Raw genomic sequence first — 16,542 nt, 5'->3', positions numbered from 1 at the left:
GAAACCGCAGTGTCCACAGTGAGCCACACGCGCAGCGCAGCCGCTCCCGGGGCGAGACCCGCTCTCCCCCGGTTCCTTCCGACGCTTGCGTGGGCATCATTCGTGGCAAACGTTGGCATTATCGCCACGGGCGGAGCAGTGCGGCTCACCGGTTCCGGGCTGGGGTGCCCCACGTGGCCGCTGTGCACCCCCGAGTCGCTCGTCCCGACTGAGGAGATGGGGATCCACGGGATCATCGAGTTTGGCAACCGGACACTCACCGGAGTGCTGGGCATCCTTGCGGTGCTGGTATTTCTCCTCGTCTGGCGGATCCGTCGGAAGCGCCGAGACCTTTTCACTCTGGCCGCAGTGATCTTGATCGGGATCGTGGCGCAAGCTGTGGTCGGAGGGATCACCGTACTCACGGATCTCAACCCACTCATCGTTGGGTTCCACTACGTGGCATCACTCGTTCTTGTCTGTGTGGCCGCCGCCTTCCTCGTCAGAATGCGGGAGGTACCCGGTCCGCGCGAGCTGATCGTGCCGCGAGGCTTTGCTATCCTCACCCACGTCAACAGCCTGGTGCTTGCACTGACCGTCTTCGTGGGCGTTCTGACAACTGGCGCTGGCCCGCACTCGGGAGACTCGGCTGTCGGCCGCAACGGATTCGATGCTGTCTGGCTCTCGCACGTTCACGCCTGGCCCGGGTACGCGCTCACCGCGCTGACCCTGTCCCTGGTGATCTGGGCCATCCTCCGGGGCCTGCGGCCGAAGGCCTGGCTCGTTGCCCTGCTGCTGGTCGTCGCGATACAGGTGCTGGTGGGTATCTATCAAGCCCGCAACGGTTTGCCCGCATTTGCCGTGGGGGTGCACATGGTGCTTGCTTCGCTCGCGGCCGCGGCACAGACGGTCGTCATTCTTCGCCTGAAGCGGAGGTCGGCTGAGGACTCGGTCAACTAAGCGCGGTGCCCGCTGACCGAATCGGTCAGCGGGCACCGCGACCGGTTAGTGCTTCACCGGGGGTTCCGCACCGAACCCAGTGAGCGCGCGCACCTCCATCTCGGCAGCGAGCTTGCTTGACTCCGCACGTCGCTCGGTGACCGAGCCCAACCACGCGAGGAAGAATCCCACAGGTATCGAGACGATACCTGGGTTCTTCAGTGGGAAGATGGCGAAGTCGATCCCCGCACCGAGCATGGCCGTCTCATTCCCTGACACGACTGGCGACAGTGCAATCAGACCGACTGCGGTCACGAGGCCACCGATCATGCTCCAGACGGCACCGCGAGTCGTGAACTTACTCCAGAACAATGAAAAGAGAATGGTCGGCAGGTTCGCACTCGCAGCGACAGCAAACGCGAGCGCAACGAGGAACGCGACGTTCTGACCCTGCACCCCAATCCCACCCAGGATCGCGGCCGCACCAATGACCAGGGTGGTGATTCGAGCGACCTTCACCTCTTGCTTTGGCGAGGCTTTACCCTTCTTAATGACACTCGCATAGATGTCGTGGGCGAACGATGCCGATGCCGTGATCGTCAGCCCGGCCACCACAGCCAGGATCGTTGCGAACGCGACGGCTGAGATGAAGCCCAACAGCAACGGCCCACCGAGTTCGAGTGCCAACAGCGGCGCAGCAGAGTTCTGCCCACCGGGTGCCGCAGCAATTGTTTCTGGGCCAACCATTGCGCCCGCGCCAAAGCCAAGCACGAGCGTGAAAAGGTAGAAGATACCGATCAACCAGATCGCCCACACCACGGATCGACGGGCTTCCTTTGCCGTGGGCACCGTGTAGAAGCGCATGAGCACGTGTGGCAGGCCCGCCGTGCCGAGCACGAGCGCGAGCGCGAGCGACACGAAGTCAAACGGGTTCGAACCATACTGCAACCCCGGAACGAGGATGGCCGCACCATTTGCGTTTTCCGGGTTGTTCACTGCAGCATCCAGGAGTGCGCCGAAGTTGAATCCATTGAGTGCGAGCACCCACACAGTCATAACTCCAGCGCCGGAGATCAAGAGAACCGCCTTGATGATCTGCACCCAAGTCGTGCCTTTCATACCGCCGATCAGCACGTACAGGATCATCACCACGCCCACGACGACGATCACCAGAGACTGACCCAGCTGATCGTTGAGGCCGAGCAGGAGCGAGACCAGGCCACCGGCCCCTGCCATCTGAGCCAATAGGTAGAAGAATGAGACAGCCAGGGTCGTGAGTGCCGCCGCCATGCGCACCGGGCGTTGCTGGAGACGGAACGAGAGCACGTCGGCCATGGTGAACTTCGCGGTGTTGCGCATGAGCTCGGCTACGAGGAGCAGGGCCACGAGCCACGCCACGAGGAATCCGATCGAGTACAGAAATCCGTCGTACCCATTCATTGCGATGGCGCCACAAATCCCGAGAAATGAGGCCGCGGAGAGATAGTCGCCCGCGATGGCGATGCCGTTCTGGCGGCCGGTGAAGGAGCGGCCGCCCGCGTAAAAGTCGGCAGCGCTCTTGTTCGTGCGGCTGGCGCGAATGACGATCACCATAGTGACAGCAACAAATGCGAGGAAGATTGAGATGTTGAGGACGGGATTCTGTTCAGCACCACCCTCTTGCATGAAGAAGGAAGTCATAGCTGGCCCTCCTCAGTGGTCGATGTGGCATCGCGACTCTCGAGCTCGGCACGTAGGTCGGTCGTCAGTGGATCGAGCTTCTTGTTTGCGAAGCGGACGTACCACATCGTGATCACAAACGTTGAGACGAACTGCAACAGCCCAAGGAGCATCCCAAGATTGACAAATCCCGGGACGGGTATTGCCATGAAATCGTGTGCAAACGCTGCCAGCGCAACATACCCGAGAAACCAGACCATGAAGGCGGCCGTGAGCGGGAACACGAAGCCGCGATAGCGGCGTTTCAGCTGCTGGAATTCCGGGGTACGTCGGAATTCTTCGTAATCAATCGATGATTGAGCTTCGTTGCTCATACTACCTCCTTGTCGTGAAATGCCAGCCCGTCTCATTCGCGAACCGGACTCTGGAAGTCTCTAAATATATTTCTCCAATGTCAAGATATATTTTGGAATTGGTGTCAGGTGAGTTATTTGCGAGGATCAGAACCTGCGACTCTGGGTGAACCAAGACAAGAAACACAACAAGGCGACCTCCCCAGATTGGAGAGTCCGCCTTGCTGAAGTTCTACTGCCTCTTAGATCGGGAGCAGCGCATCTACCGCGATGGCAATAGAGATGATCGAGAGATAACTAATCGAGCCATGGAACACGCGCATCGGCCTTCCTTCTCGGCCCCGTATCGCGCTCCCGTATAGGCGGTGTGCCTCAATGATGAAGTACGCTCCAGCTGTGACCGAGGCAATCATGTACACCCACCCCATCTGGGCGACAGGGATGAGCAGCAGGCTTGAGGCCACTGTTGCCCAGGTGTAGAGAATGATCTGCAACCCCACCGTGATTCGTCCGCGCACGACACCCAACATCGGCACACCTGCGGTCGCGTAGTCTTCGCGGTATTTCATCGAGAGTGGCCAGTAGTGAGGCGGTGTCCAAAGGAAGATGATCAAAAAGAACACCCAGGCAGGCCAGTCAAGAGAGCCGGTAACCGCGGCCCAGCCAATCAAGACCGGAAAACATCCAGCGATACCGCCCCAAATGATGTTCTGCTCACTGTGTCGCTTCAGCAAGAGTGTGTAGACGACGACGTAAAAGAAGATCGCCGCAGCACTCAGAACTGCTGCAAGCCAGTTGGTGGTGATCCACAACCAACCCACGGAGATGGCACCGAGCACCCATGAAAACACGAGTGCGTTTCGGTCGGAAATTTCCCCGGTAACCAACGGTCGGTTCTTGGTGCGGTTCATCTTGCGATCCATGTCGCGGTCGAGGTAGCAGTTGAACGACCCCGCCGAACCGGCGCTCATCGCACCGCCAATCAATGTCGCGATCACGAGCCACAGATTGGGCAGGCCTCGCTCTGCGAGTATCATCGCCGGAACGGTGACCACGAGCAGGAGCTCCATGACACGCGGTTTGGTGAGAGCGACGTAGGCCTTGACCCGTCGCCAAAATCCTCCAGGTGTGCGCCTGGTTTCCGGGGTGCCTGTGCTCACGGTTCTCGTTGACATCGCCCTCTATGGTACCGGCCCGCGCTGTAGGCTTGCTTCAGGTGCAATTCGGCACGCACCCATCGTTTATGAGAGGCTGGGCATTGGCACACCAACTGCAGTGGAATGAGCTGGACGACCGTGCGGTAGACACCGCCCGAGTGCTGGCGGCAGATGCCGTCGAGCGGGTGGGTAACGGTCATCCGGGCACTGCGATCAGTCTCGCCCCGGTGGCGTATCTGCTGCATCAGAAGGTGATGCGTCACGACCCGAGCGATCCGACCTGGGTCGGCCGCGACCGATTCATCCTGTCGGTGGGTCACAGTTCGCTGACCCAATACGTCCAGCTGTACCTCGGTGGCTACGGACTCGAGATCGAAGACATTCAGGCTCTTCGCACCTGGGGATCGAAGACCCCGGGTCACCCTGAGTACGGTCACACTGCGGGTGTCGAGATCACGACCGGCCCGCTCGGCCAGGGGCTTGCATCAGCGGTTGGATTTGCCTACGCCCAGCGTTTCGAGCGCGGGCTCTTCGACCCGGACGCAGCTCCCGGCACGAGCCCCTTTGATCACTTCACCTACGTCATTGCAGGCGACGGAGATTTGCAAGAGGGAGTCACGAGCGAAGCGGGATCCCTCGCGGGGCACCAAGAGCTGGGCAACCTCATTGCGATCTATGACAGCAACCAGATCTCGATTGAGGACGACACCGACATCTCCTTCTCGGAGGACGTCGCGAAACGCTACGAGGCCTACGGATGGCAGGTCATCGAGGTCGACTGGAAGAAGAGCGGAGCGTACGTCGAAGACCTGGGTGAACTCCACGCGGCGATCGAGTCGGCCAAGGCCGAGACCACACGTCCGTCACTGATCATCCTGAAGACCATTATTGGTTGGCCGTCCCCCGGGAAGCAGAACACGGGTGGCATCCACGGCTCCGCTCTGGGCGCAGCAGAGCTCGTGGCACTCAAAGAGGCTTTGGGATTTGACCCCGAGGTGCACTTTGCGGTTGACCCGGAGGTTCTTGCGCATGCCCGCGGCGCGGTGGATCGTGGCGCTGCCGCCCGTGCCCACTGGCAGGCCGATTTTGATCGCTGGGCCAGTGCACACCCCGAGCGCAAGACGTTGTTTGATCGCCTCGAATCAGGGCACCTCCCCGACGAGGCTCTCACCGCGCTCCCGAGCTTCGAAGCGGGCACGAGCGTGGCGACGCGTGCTGCGAGCGGGAAGGTGATCAACGCTCTCGCCCCCGTGCTGCCTGAGCTGTGGGGTGGTTCGGCAGACCTTGCTGGGTCGAATAACACCACCATCTCGGGGGCGGCATCGTTCGTTCCCGCGCACCACTCGACCAACTCGTGGAGCGGCGATCCCTACGGGCGCGTGCTGCACTTTGGCATTCGCGAGCACGCGATGGCCGCGATCCTCAACGGCATTCAGCTACACGGAAAGACCCGCAGCTACGGGGGTACCTTCCTGCAATTCGCCGACTACATGCGCCCCGCGGTGAGACTCGCTGCCTTGATGAACGTGCCCAGCATCTTCGTCTGGACGCATGACAGCATCGCCCTCGGTGAGGACGGTCCCACGCATCAGCCCATCGAGCATCTGGCATCCCTGCGCGCGATCCCGAACCTTGCGATCGTACGACCGGCGGATGCGAACGAGGTATCGATCGTCTGGCACGAGACTCTGAGCCGTCAGGCAGGCCCCGTGGGCCTCGCGCTCACGCGCCAGAATGTACCCGTGTTTGCGCGCGGCACTGGGGCGGCGAGCGGCAACACGTTCGCCGCCGCCGAGGGTGCGCGTATGGGTGCCTACGTGCTCGCAGAGTCCCCCACCGACAGTCTTGACGTGATTCTCATTGCCACCGGATCAGAGGTGCAGCTCGCCATCGCTGCCCGCGAACAGCTCGCGAGCGAGAGCATCGGTGCCCGCGTGGTGTCTGCTCCCTGCCTCGAGTGGTTTGCTGAGCAGTCACCCGAATATCGCGAAAGCGTTCTGCCGGCAGCGGTCACCGCCCGGGTCAGCGTGGAGGCGGGAATCGCACTCGGCTGGCGCGAGTACGTCGGCGATCGCGGTCGCTCCGTTTCCATCGAGCACTATGGAGCGTCGGCCGACTACGAGACGCTTTTCCGTGAGTTTGGGTTCACTGCGGAGGCAGTGGCCACCGCCGCCCGTGACTCCCTCGCCAGTTGACCACCCAACCTCAATAGGGGAAGAAACATATGAATCCGCGCACATCTCGGTTGAGTGAAGCCGGAGTGAGTATCTGGCTCGACGACCTCTCACGGGAACGGATCGAGAGCGGCAACCTCGTCGGGCTCATGCAGACCCACGATGTGGTCGGTGTTACCACCAACCCCACGATCTTCGCGCAGGCGATTGGTTCTGGTTCAAGCTATGGCGAAAGGATCGCGGCCTGCGGGGCCCGGGGTCTCAGCGCCGACGAGACCGTGACTGAGCTCACCACCGCCGACGTAGCGGATGCCTGCGATCTATTCGCGACGATCTTCGAGAACACCGAAGGCCGTGACGGCCGAGTCTCGATAGAGGTGGAACCCGCTTTGGCGCGAGATGCTGCAGCCACGAGGGCACGCGCTCACGAGCTCTGGATGCGTGTGGATAGGCCGAACGCGATGATCAAGATTCCCGGTACCACCGAAGGCCTCTCCGCGATCACCGACACCATCGCAGCCGGCATCAGCGTGAATGTCACCCTCATCTTTAGCATCTCCCGATACCGGGAGGTCATCAATGCCTACTTGCTGGGTCTCGAACGCGCTCGTGCAGCAGGGCTTGACTTGAGCAAGATCCACTCAGTTGCCTCGTTTTTTGTGTCTCGACTCGACACCGAGGTAGATCGACGACTCCGTGAGATCGGCACCGATGAGGCTTTGGCACTCACCGGGATGGCCGCAGTGGCAAACGCACGTCTCGCCTACGAGATCTTCGAGCAGTCCTTCGCGAGCGAACGCGCGCAGCTACTGCTGTCTCAGGGGGCACACGCGCAGCGTTTGCTGTGGGCCTCAACAGGTGTGAAAGACCCGTCGTTGCCCGACACCCTGTATGTGACGGAGCTCGTCGCGCCCGGCGTGGTGAACACGATGCCTGAGCTCACCCTGCAGGCGTTTGCCGACCACGGCGAGGAACAAGGTGACCAAATCACCGGTGGTTATCGCGAAGCTGATCAGGTATTGAACTCAATCGATGCCCTCGGTATCGAGTATCGGGAGGTCACCGAACTTCTCGAAGCCGAGGGCCTCACGAAGTTCGAAACCTCCTGGAACGAGCTCGTCGACTCGGTGCGCGCGAGCCTGGGGCATCAGGGATGAGCGACATCCGTCTGAGCGTCGAGTGTGACACCGACAGCCCCTCTGCCCAGGCCGCCATACGCGATCTCATCGACGCTCGGGTCAGCAGTCGACTGTTTGCGGGCGATGCCTCCCTCTGGGGCGCTGCCGCCGAACCTGAGGCCTCCATTCGACTGGGCTGGGTAGATCCTTTTCCTCAGGCGACCGAGTTGATACGCGAGGCAAGTGAACTTCGAGACTCCCTACAGACCCAGGGTATCGACCGAGTCGTTCTCTGCGGGATGGGGGGATCAAGCCTCGGACCGGAGGTCATCGCTCGCTGGGCCGGGGTTCCTCTGACACTCCTCGACTCGACACACCCGAGCACCGTGCGACGAGTGCTTGCAAATGATCTCGAACGCACCGTCGTCGTCGTGAGTTCAAAGTCAGGCACGACTGTCGAAACACGCAGTCACCTCGCCGCGTTCGAACAGGCATTTCTCGAATTGGGCATCCCCGCGGCCGAGCGCATCGTTGTCGTCACCGATCCCGGATCCGCCCTAGAAAGCTACGCCAGGTCCGCGGGATATCGACTCTTCCTCGCAGACCCAAACGTGGGCGGTCGTTTCTCGGTACTCACCGCGTTTGGAATCGTTCCCACCGTGTTGGCGGGAGTCGACATAGGGATCGTCATGCAGCAAGCTGCCGCCGTGCGCGTGATGCTCGCCGCTGACGACCCGGAGAATCCCGCGGTTCGACTCGCTGCGCGTGTGTTTGGACAGCTGCCCGACCGGTACGTGCTGGCGATTGCAGAAAACCCGAGTACACGGTGGGGGCTCGGAGACTGGATCGAGCAACTTGTCGCTGAGTCCACCGGGAAGGAGGGGAAGGGCGTGCTCCCCATCAGCCTGGCTCCGGATGCTCCAGAGGTTTCGGAAACTGTACCGGCGTGCACCACGATTGTGCGGGTGAGCGGAGTTGCAGTCGGACACACCGTCACAAACGATGAGATCGGTGTGACCGGCGACCTCGGCTCACAGTTCTACCTGTGGGAGGTAGCGACTGCGCTGCTCGGTTATCTCATGAACATCGACCCCTTCTCGCAACCTGATGTTGAGTCTGCGAAGATCGCCGCTCGGCGCGCGCTTGCGGAGGCGGAGGGCCCGGCCATCGCAGAGCAAGCGCAGCACTCCCCCGCTCATCTGACTGAGGAGTTGCGTCAAGCTGTTCCTGTAAACGGCTATGTGGTAATTCAGGCGTTTCTTGATCGAGATCCGGAGACGATGCGCATGCTTGAGACACTTCGCTCGGAGTTGGAGCGAAGCCTTGCGGTCCCAGTCGCCGTGGGATTTGGGCCGCGCTATCTCCACTCGACCGGGCAGTTCCATAAGGGCGGTCCCAAGCTCGGCACGTTTCTGCAGATTGCCGACGCCGAGGTTGTCGACCTGCCGATACCCGGCAGCCCGGCTTCGTTCGGTGAGGTACTTCGTTCACAGGCACGCGGCGACCAGGAAGTTCTTCGCGCGCACGGGCGAACGGTGCTGACGATGACGACCTTGTCTCTCCGCACAAGCGTCGCAGGAATGGTCGAAGCCCTCTCGCGCTGACGCTGAGAGGGCTTCGACGAAGTTCGCGCCGTCGCATTTCTTGGGACGGGGACCGGGTTGTTAGGAGACCGGGATGGAACCCCGGCGCTCGCGAAGCTTCTGCAGCGCCTGCTCGAGAAGTTCCTCGGCCTCTTCCGGCGTGCGACGCTCTTTCACATATGCGAGATGCGTCTTGTACGGCTCGTTCTTTGAGATCTCGGGCGGGTTCTGCTGATCGCGGCCAGCGGGAAGACCACTGTGCGGCGAGTCAATCTGATCCGGGATCTCTTCCTCGGAAACGTCTGCCGCGAAGTGCCGCACCGTTTCGTTACCCAAAGCATCCCAATATGAAACTGTGACCCGCTCAGCACGCGAGCCGTGATCCTTTTCGCCCATCGGGCCTGACCCGACGCGGGCGCCGCGAATTGCGCTGCTACCAGACACACTCAACCTTTCTGTGGGCTTTCGCCCGGAACCATGTGGCGGGTGTTAGACCACCGAAAAACGTGCGATCAGGCCGAGCCCGATGATTGTGGCGAACCATACCAGCGAGACGGCAACCGTGATGCGATTGAGATTGCGCTCGGCCACGCCAGAGGAACCCAGCCCGGAAGTGACTCCGCCACCGAACATGTCGGAGAGGCCGCCGCCGCGACCCTTGTGCAGCAGGATGAACAGAGTGAGCAGCAGGCTCGTGATCACCAAGATGACGATCAATGCGATCTTCAGAATGAGCACAGAATGCCTTTCACGGGTTTCGGGCGGAGAGGGCCAGCGTTTAGTATACCGGGTCTGTACTGAGAAGCCGTCGGCTTACGCGCCAGTAACGTGCTTCTTGTATTGAACGATGCGAGAAAACTCTGTGGCATCGAGGCTCGCTCCTCCCACAAGTGCCCCATCGATATTCGGCTGCCGAAGGAAGGATGCGATATTGAGGCTCGTAACGGAGCCTCCGTACAGGATCCGAGTCCGGTCTGCAATGCCCTCATCGCGCAACTCGGCGATGTTGGCGCGCAGGGCGCGGCACACTTCTTCAGCCTGCTCGGGGCTCGCGGCTTCGCCACTTCCGATCGCCCACACGGGCTCGTACGCGACCACGAACTCTGCCCCCGACGGTAACTCAGTGAGCGCTTCTGATAGTTGCTGCACCGGCACGGAGGCCGCCCCGTGTTCGGCGAGATCGTCAGCAGTCTCTCCGACGCAGATCACGGGGACCATACCCGCAGCATGCACCGCTTGTGCTTTGCGCGCGACGAGGTCGCCACCTTCTCCGTGGCCGAGGCGTCGTTCAGAATGACCTACGAGAACATACTCGACCTCAAGCTTCTTCAGGAATGAGGCAGCGACATCACCCGTGAAGGCTCCGGCCGCGTTCGGTGAAACATCCTGCGCTCCGAGGCGCAACGCGAGCTTGTCAGCGGCGACGAGAGTTTGCACGGAACGGAGATCGGTAAACGGCGGAAATACGGCAACCTCAACGGAGCCGAAATCGTGCTTGATGTCCTTCAGACTCCACGAGAGCTTCTGCACGAGGGCGATTGCCTGCAGATGATCGAGATTCATCTTCCAGTTCCCAGCGATTAGGGGAACCCGAGTGGTGGCCGCGCTCATGCGAGCACCTCCAGCCCGGGAAGGATCTTCCCCTCGAGATACTCGAGACTCGCTCCCCCACCCGTAGAGATATGACCGAAATCGCTGTCTGCAAAGCCCAAGGCTCGCACGGCTGCCGCGGAGTCACCTCCACCCACAACGGTGAATCCTGACGTTTCGGTGAGCGCACGCGCAACCGTGCGTGTTCCTTCGGCGAAAGCTGGCATCTCAAACACACCCATCGGCCCGTTCCAGAACACCGTTTTCGATTCTGCAATGATTCGGGCAAATGCGGCAGCGGATTCCGGCCCGATATCCAGTCCGATTCCAGCCGAACCGAAGCTGCTCGACTCGATCGCGTCGGCAGCGACGATCTCGTGGGCGGCATCAGGCGCGAACTCCTCGGCAACAACAACGTCGGTAGGCAAAACGATACGCACACCACGTCGTTCCGCTTCAGCCAGGTAGCCACGCACGGTCTCGAGCTGGTCTTCCTCAAGCAGGCTGGACCCAACCGCGTGCCCCTGAGCAGCCAAAAAGGTAAAGAGCATTCCCCCGCCAATCAGCAGGGTGTCCACACGATCCAACAGATGCGCGATCACGCCCAACTTGTCGGAAACTTTCGAGCCGCCCAAGACCACCGCATAGGGACGCTCCGGATCAACCGTCAGGCGCTTGAGCACCTCGAGTTCTGTCATAACCAGCCGTCCCGCAGCACTCGGAAGCATTTCTGCCAGTTCCGTTACGCTCGCCTGTCGGCGATGAACCACACCGAAACCGTCGGAGACAAAGGCACTCGCGCCCTCAGCCAGAGCGGCTGCAAAGGCCTCTCGCTCGGCGGCAACTTTGCTTGTTTCGCCCGCATTAAAGCGGAGGTTCTCAAGCAGCAGTACGTCCCCATCAGCGAGCGCCGACCGGGCCGAAATGGCCTCAGGTCCGACCGTCTCGCCCACGAAGGCGACCGGCGCTTGGAGCAGCTCCGACATGCGAAGCGCGACAGGGCGCAGCGAGAATTTCGCTTCGGGAACGCCAGCCGGTCGACCCAGGTGGCTCACGAGTACCACTCGGGCACCAGCGGATCGGAGCTCGCGAATCGTCGACAGGGAGGCGCGTATCCGACCGTCGTCGGTGATGACTCCGTCCGAGAGTGGGACGTTCAGATCGCAGCGAACGATGACCGTCTGTGAGCGAAGCGAGCCGAGGGTCTCGAGTGTGCGCATGGGAATGCTCCTCTGGTGATGGATCGTGCCCGAACTCTTGCGCTCACGCGTGGCCCTGGCGGTGAACTGTGCAAACGCAGAAAGCGGGCCGACCCAGGAGGGTCAGCCCGCCCGACGGTTACAGCTGGATCAGGCCAGCGCTCTGGCTGCGGGCAGCCTCGAAGCGCTTCGCGACATCCTGCCAGTTGGCGATGTTCCAGAATGCCTTCACGTAGTCCGCACGCACATTCAGGTAGTCGAGGTAGTACGCGTGCTCCCACACGTCAAGCATGAGGAGGGGGATGGTGCCGGCGGGCAGGTTGCCCTGCTGATCGAACAGCTGCACGATGTTGGCACGCTGACCCAGCGCGTCCCAGGCCAAGACGGACCAACCTGAGCCCTGCACACCCATGGCGGTCGCCGTGAAGTGGGCTTGGAACTTCTCGAAGGAGCCAAAGTACTCGTCAATTGCTGCGGCCAGTTCGCCCTCGGGGCGCTCGCCACCCTCTGGCGAGAGGTTGTTCCAGAAAATGGTGTGGTTGACGTGGCCACCGACGTTGAAGGCGAGGTCTTTCTCGAGCTTGTTCACCGCTGCGAGATTGTCGGCATCGCGAGCCTCAGCGAGCTGCTGCAGCGCGGTGTTCGCACCGGTCACGTATGCCTGGTGATGCTTGTCATGGTGCAGCTGCATGATCTTGCCACTGATGTGCGGTTCGAGTGCGGCGTAGTCGTAGGGAAGTTCGGGGAGTGTATATGCAGTCATGTGGCGTTCCTCCAGAATCGCGTCGAAGTCCTCCGACTAGTCTATGCCCGGGCTGGGTTCAATCGCCGGGGGAATTGCCCGGTTCTCGCCCACAGCGAACGGTGAGTCCACAGGGATCAGTCTGTGAATCTTTTCACAATAAATCGACTACAGCCGATCGAGTTCGTCCGGCAGATTCGCATCAGTCCCGGGTATCCCGCGAACCTCGGCTTCTTTGTCTGCCATCGCAAGCAGTCGACGGATTCGACCCGCAATCGCGTCCTTGGTGAGGGGCGGATCTGCGCGGTTTCCGAGCTCGTCCAGACTTGCATCACGGTGCGCCATACGCAACGCGCCCGCATACTTCAGGTGATCCGGAATATCCTCGCCCAGGATCTCCAGGGCCCGTTCGACTCTGGCGCACGCCGCGACCGAAGCCTGCGCACTGCGGCGGAGGTTCGCGTCATCAAAATTGACGAGTCGGTTGGCCGTATTTCGGGTTTCTCTCGCTTTGCGGAGATCTTCCCAATCGGCCTGAGACTCGACGGCCCCCATGGCACCCAGCATCTCTCCGATTGCCTCGCCGTCTCGAATCAGCACCTTATGCTGCCCGCGAATCTCCCGGTTCTTCGTGGCGACTCCAATTCTGCCTGCCGCACCGACCAGCGCCATGGCGGTTTCGTTGGTCGGGCAGATGATCTCGAGGCTCGCTGAACGGCCCGGAGGTGTGACGGATCCACGGGCCAGAAAGGCGCCACGCCACATTGCGGCAAGCTCACCGGGTGAGCCTGTTGTGAGTCGATTCGGCAACCCGCGGATGGGTCGGCGACGCTGGTCGAGCAATCCGAGCTGGCGAGCGAGCGTCTCCCCATCCAGCACCCGAACCACGAATTGCGGAGCGCCCGGACGCGTGTTTGCTGCAGGCAATTGTTTGGCATCGGAACGCACCCCGTAGATCTCAGCGAGATCCTTTCGTACCCGCTGCACGATTGCCGGGGTGTGCAACTCGGCCTCCAACGCAATCCGGCCAGAGATGGTGTGCAGGCCCCCTGCGAGTCTGAGCACGGTCGCGAGTTCCGCGATCCGCTCGCCGGTCTGCTGTGCAGGCACGCGAACGAGCTCGTTCTTGACATCGGGGGTTGAAGGCACTCTGGATCCTCTCAAAGAAGAGTGTAGAAAGAATTCTGCAGCTGACGGCGGACGGCCGTCAGGCGGTACTTACTCGCGCCCGAGATCTCGGTGGCGCAGGCTGACGCTCACGCCTGGAAGCGCGGCAAGGCGATCGGCAAGTTCACGCGCCATTGCTACAGAGCGGTGTTTGCCGCCCGTGCAGCCTACTGCAAGTGAGACGTGACGTTTGTTCTCGCGCTGATAACCCGCGAGCACTGGCTGCAATGCTGCCACATAATGCTCAAGAAATTCTGCCGCACCCTCGCGGCTGAGCACGTACTCCTTGACATCCGCATCAACTCCGGTGAGCGGGCGCAATTCGGTCTCCCAGAACGGGTTCGGCAGAAAACGCATGTCTGCCATGAGATCGACGTCGGTCGGGGTGCCGTATTTGAAACCGAAGCTCTGCACAGACAGCTGCAAACCAGGGGTATCGTCGTCGGAGAAGAGTTCGCGAGTGGCGGTTGAGAGATCGTGCACGTTGTAGCGTGAGGTGTCAATGACGACGTCGCTTGAGGCGCGCAACTCCTGCAGTCGTTCGCGTTCGAGACGAATACCGTCGAGGAGACTGCCCTCTGCCTGCAGCGGGTGCGGGCGACGCACAGACTCATAGCGCCGCACCAGGACCTCGTCGGTGGCATCGAGAAACACGACGCGTACTTTCGCGTTTTCACGAAGGTTAGCTACCGTCTCCTGGACATCAGCGAACAAGTCCCGTCCGCGCACGTCAACCACGGCCACGATGCGCGGCAATGCTCCGCCGGAGCGATCCGCCATGTCGGCGAGCGGCTTCAGCATGGGCAGAGGGAGGTTATCGACGACGTACCAGCCGAGGTCTTCTAGCGCGTTTGCAACGGTGCTTCGCCCAGCCCCCGACATGCCGGTGACGATCAGGATTTCCTGATCCGCTGACTGCTCGTTCACCGTTCGATCTCCTCGGTTTGCCGCTGCTCGGATGCAACCTCTAGCTTAGCCGCACTTCCGCTTGCGCTGACCGCCGCAGCTTCAGAAGCCGAGCCATGCATGTGGCGGTGGATCTGCTCAGCCAGTTGCGGCCCCACGCCCGGGGCGCTACCAATTTCAACGACCGAGGCGGCCTTCAGCCTCGCAACCGAACCAAAGTGTCGGAGGAGCGCCTGCACTCGTTTCGGGCCAAGACCCGGGATCTCCGCGAGCGTGCTCGCAATCGCCGTGCTGCGCCGCTGACGCTGAAACGTGATCGCAAAGCGGTGCGCTTCGTCTCGCACGCGTTGCACGAGGAAGAGTCCCTCACTGGTTCTCGGCAGAATGACCGGGAAAGGATCATCGGGCAGCCACAGTTCCTCAAGCCGCTTGGCGACGCCGACGAGAGCGATGTCAGTGATGTTCGCCTCTTTCAGCGCACGGTGTGCGGCCGTGACCTGGGGCTGCCCTCCGTCGACGATCAGCAGCTGCGGCCGCTCCCGGTATCGGCCCGAGGGCAGCTGATCACACTCTGCGGCAGCGTTGAGTTGGGCAGCACGTCGAGAAACCACTTGGTAGATGGAATCGGTGTCGTCTCGGGTCTGCTCAATTCGATACTTCCGATAGGCACCCTTCGCGGGCAGGCCATCCTCAAACACAACCAGGGAGGCCACCACGCCAGTGCCCTGCAGGTGCGAGACATCGATGCACTCAATGCGCAGCGGGGGCTCCTGCATCTCGAGGGAGCGCTGCAACTCAGCGAGAGCGTCGGTTCTTGCCGTGATATCGGCAGAACGCTTCAGCTTGTGGCGCACCAGGTTCTCCCCCGCGTTCAGGGTCGCGCGATCCATCAGCTGCGCCTTATCGCCGCGTTCCGGCACCTGCACGCGCACGCGTCCACCCCGTGGCCGCCTGGAACGAAGTGCCTCCTCGAGGGCCCCGACACCTTCGGAGAGGAGGGGGACCAAAATTTGCGGCGGCGGTTCACGCTCCCCCTCGTAGGCGGATTGGATGACCTGCTCGAGCAGCGTTCCCGGGGAATCGTCGAGCTCAACGTCAACGATCCAGCTACGTTCGCCACGGATGCGGCCGCCACGCACGATGAACTGGTGAGCCGCGGCAGAAAGTTCGTCTGCGCGAAACCCAAACACATCGGCATCCACGTCGTGGCTGAGCGACACCGAGTTCCGCTCCAACACGTGCTCGACCGCCGCGGCCTGATCTCGCAGCCTCGCAGCATCCTCATATCGTTGTTCCGCGGCGGCATCGCGCATCTCGGTTCTCAGTCGTCGCAGGTGAGAGGTGTCGCCTCCCGCGAGAAACGTGACGAGATCACCCACGCGGGTGCGATGTTCCTCGATGCTGATGAGCCCAGAGCATGGGCCGTGACACCGGCCGATCTGACCCGCGAGACATGGCTTTCCCGACTGCATCGCGCGCCGGTAATCCGCCTCGTTACAGGTGCGGATGGGAAACGCCTGGTGCAGCAACGCCGTGGTCTCTTTGAGAGCCCACACCTTGGGATAGGGCCCAAAGTAGCGCGCGCCCCTGATCTTTTCGTTGCGCGTGATGAGTAGCCGAGGTGCCTCGTCGCGCAGGGTGACGGCGAGATAAGGGTAAGTCTTGTCGTCTCGAAACTGGACGTTGAACGGAGGCTTGAACTCAGTGATCCAGGTGTGCTCGAGCACCAACGACTCGGTATCGGTCGCGACGACCGTCCAGTCCAGTCGCGCAGCCAATGCGAGCATTCTTCGCGTGCGGGGTTGAATCGAATGCAGCGGCTGGAAGTAGTTGGCGAGCCTGGCCCTCAGGTTCTTCGCCTTGCCGATATACAGCACACGCCCGTGTCGATCACTGAATCGGTAGACCCCAGGGGCGGTGGGGATCTCGCCGTTTGCCGGGCGAAAATCCGCTCGGCGATCCACAATCTCCGTCAC

Annotated in this window: 15 protein-coding genes; 4 read left to right on the top strand and 11 right to left on the bottom strand. The window is 61.6% G+C overall.

The genetic code is table 11. The features are described from left to right. The first annotated feature begins 9 nt into the window (after positions 1-9). A complete protein-coding gene (locus tag ACTNFK_RS06935; RefSeq protein WP_435935758.1) occupies positions 10-939 on the top strand; it encodes a COX15/CtaA family protein in 930 nt (309 codons plus the stop codon). 45 nt (positions 940-984) lie between these two features. Here the strand turns inward: ACTNFK_RS06935 and ACTNFK_RS06930 are convergent, their stop codons facing one another. The 3 genes from ACTNFK_RS06930 to ACTNFK_RS06920 all read right to left on the bottom strand — a co-directional run bounded on the left by ACTNFK_RS06930 (position 985) and on the right by ACTNFK_RS06920 (position 4,105). Then, positions 985-2,598: a monocarboxylic acid transporter gene (locus ACTNFK_RS06930; RefSeq protein WP_433647162.1), complete on the bottom strand. Its 1,614-nt coding sequence runs from the start codon at positions 2,596-2,598 to the stop codon at positions 985-987. Beyond that, entirely contained in the window at positions 2,595-2,951 is a 357-nt protein-coding gene (locus ACTNFK_RS06925; protein ID WP_435935759.1) for a DUF485 domain-containing protein, read from the bottom strand. The genes ACTNFK_RS06930 and ACTNFK_RS06925 overlap by 4 nt, the downstream gene beginning before the upstream one ends. A 221-nt stretch (positions 2,952-3,172) precedes the next feature. After that, positions 3,173-4,105 carry a heme o synthase gene (locus ACTNFK_RS06920; protein ID WP_435935760.1) on the bottom strand — a complete coding sequence of 311 codons (933 nt, stop codon included), beginning with the start codon at positions 4,103-4,105 and terminating at the stop codon, positions 3,173-3,175. A gap of 68 nt (positions 4,106-4,173) precedes the next feature. On the opposite strand from ACTNFK_RS06920, the gene tkt reads away from it, so the two are divergent. The 3 genes from tkt to ACTNFK_RS06905 are packed head-to-tail and all read left to right on the top strand — an operon-like array spanning position 4,174 to position 8,983. Continuing rightward, complete coding sequence (gene tkt / locus ACTNFK_RS06915) at positions 4,174-6,282, top strand: transketolase (RefSeq protein ID WP_433647156.1); 2,109 nt, start codon at positions 4,174-4,176, stop codon at positions 6,280-6,282. Positions 6,283-6,311: 29 nt separating this feature from the next. Beyond that, a complete protein-coding gene (gene tal / locus ACTNFK_RS06910; protein ID WP_433647154.1) occupies positions 6,312-7,418 on the top strand; it encodes a transaldolase in 1,107 nt (368 codons plus the stop codon). Then, a complete protein-coding gene (locus ACTNFK_RS06905; protein WP_435935761.1) occupies positions 7,415-8,983 on the top strand; it encodes a phosphoglucose isomerase-related protein in 1,569 nt (522 codons plus the stop codon). Before tal ends, ACTNFK_RS06905 begins: the two co-directional genes overlap by 4 nt. A 60-nt stretch (positions 8,984-9,043) precedes the next feature. On the opposite strand, the gene ACTNFK_RS06900 is transcribed toward ACTNFK_RS06905, so the two are convergent. The 8 genes from ACTNFK_RS06900 to uvrC form a co-directional block, all read right to left on the bottom strand. Next, the gene (locus tag ACTNFK_RS06900; protein WP_433647150.1) at positions 9,044-9,406 is read right to left on the bottom strand and encodes an RNA polymerase-binding protein RbpA; all 363 of its coding nucleotides are present in this window, start codon (positions 9,404-9,406) and stop codon (positions 9,044-9,046) included. Positions 9,407-9,451: 45 nt separating this feature from the next. Then, the gene (gene secG, locus ACTNFK_RS06895) at positions 9,452-9,700 is read right to left on the bottom strand and encodes a preprotein translocase subunit SecG (RefSeq protein ID WP_433647149.1); all 249 of its coding nucleotides are present in this window, start codon (positions 9,698-9,700) and stop codon (positions 9,452-9,454) included. Between the two features lie 75 nt (positions 9,701-9,775). After that, positions 9,776-10,573: a triose-phosphate isomerase gene (gene tpiA, locus ACTNFK_RS06890; RefSeq protein WP_435935762.1), complete on the bottom strand. Its 798-nt coding sequence runs from the start codon at positions 10,571-10,573 to the stop codon at positions 9,776-9,778. Further along, on the bottom strand, positions 10,570-11,778 hold the full coding sequence (locus ACTNFK_RS06885; protein WP_435935986.1) for a phosphoglycerate kinase: 1,209 nt from the start codon (positions 11,776-11,778) through the stop codon (positions 10,570-10,572). The genes tpiA and ACTNFK_RS06885 overlap by 4 nt, the downstream gene beginning before the upstream one ends. Before the next feature lie 112 nt (positions 11,779-11,890). Next, complete coding sequence (locus ACTNFK_RS06880; protein ID WP_433647145.1) at positions 11,891-12,514, bottom strand: superoxide dismutase; 624 nt, start codon at positions 12,512-12,514, stop codon at positions 11,891-11,893. Positions 12,515-12,661: 147 nt separating this feature from the next. After that, positions 12,662-13,642: a DNA-binding protein WhiA gene (gene whiA, locus ACTNFK_RS06875; RefSeq protein WP_435935763.1), complete on the bottom strand. Its 981-nt coding sequence runs from the start codon at positions 13,640-13,642 to the stop codon at positions 12,662-12,664. A 69-nt stretch (positions 13,643-13,711) separates the two neighbouring features. After that, complete coding sequence (gene rapZ / locus ACTNFK_RS06870) at positions 13,712-14,587, bottom strand: RNase adapter RapZ (protein ID WP_433647142.1); 876 nt, start codon at positions 14,585-14,587, stop codon at positions 13,712-13,714. Continuing rightward, complete coding sequence (gene uvrC / locus ACTNFK_RS06865; protein ID WP_435935764.1) at positions 14,584-16,542, bottom strand: excinuclease ABC subunit UvrC; 1,959 nt, start codon at positions 16,540-16,542, stop codon at positions 14,584-14,586. The genes rapZ and uvrC overlap by 4 nt, the downstream gene beginning before the upstream one ends.

This window comes from Leucobacter fengyongliangi, from assembly GCF_052386045.1.
This window is presented reverse-complemented; position numbering and strand designations above follow the sequence as displayed.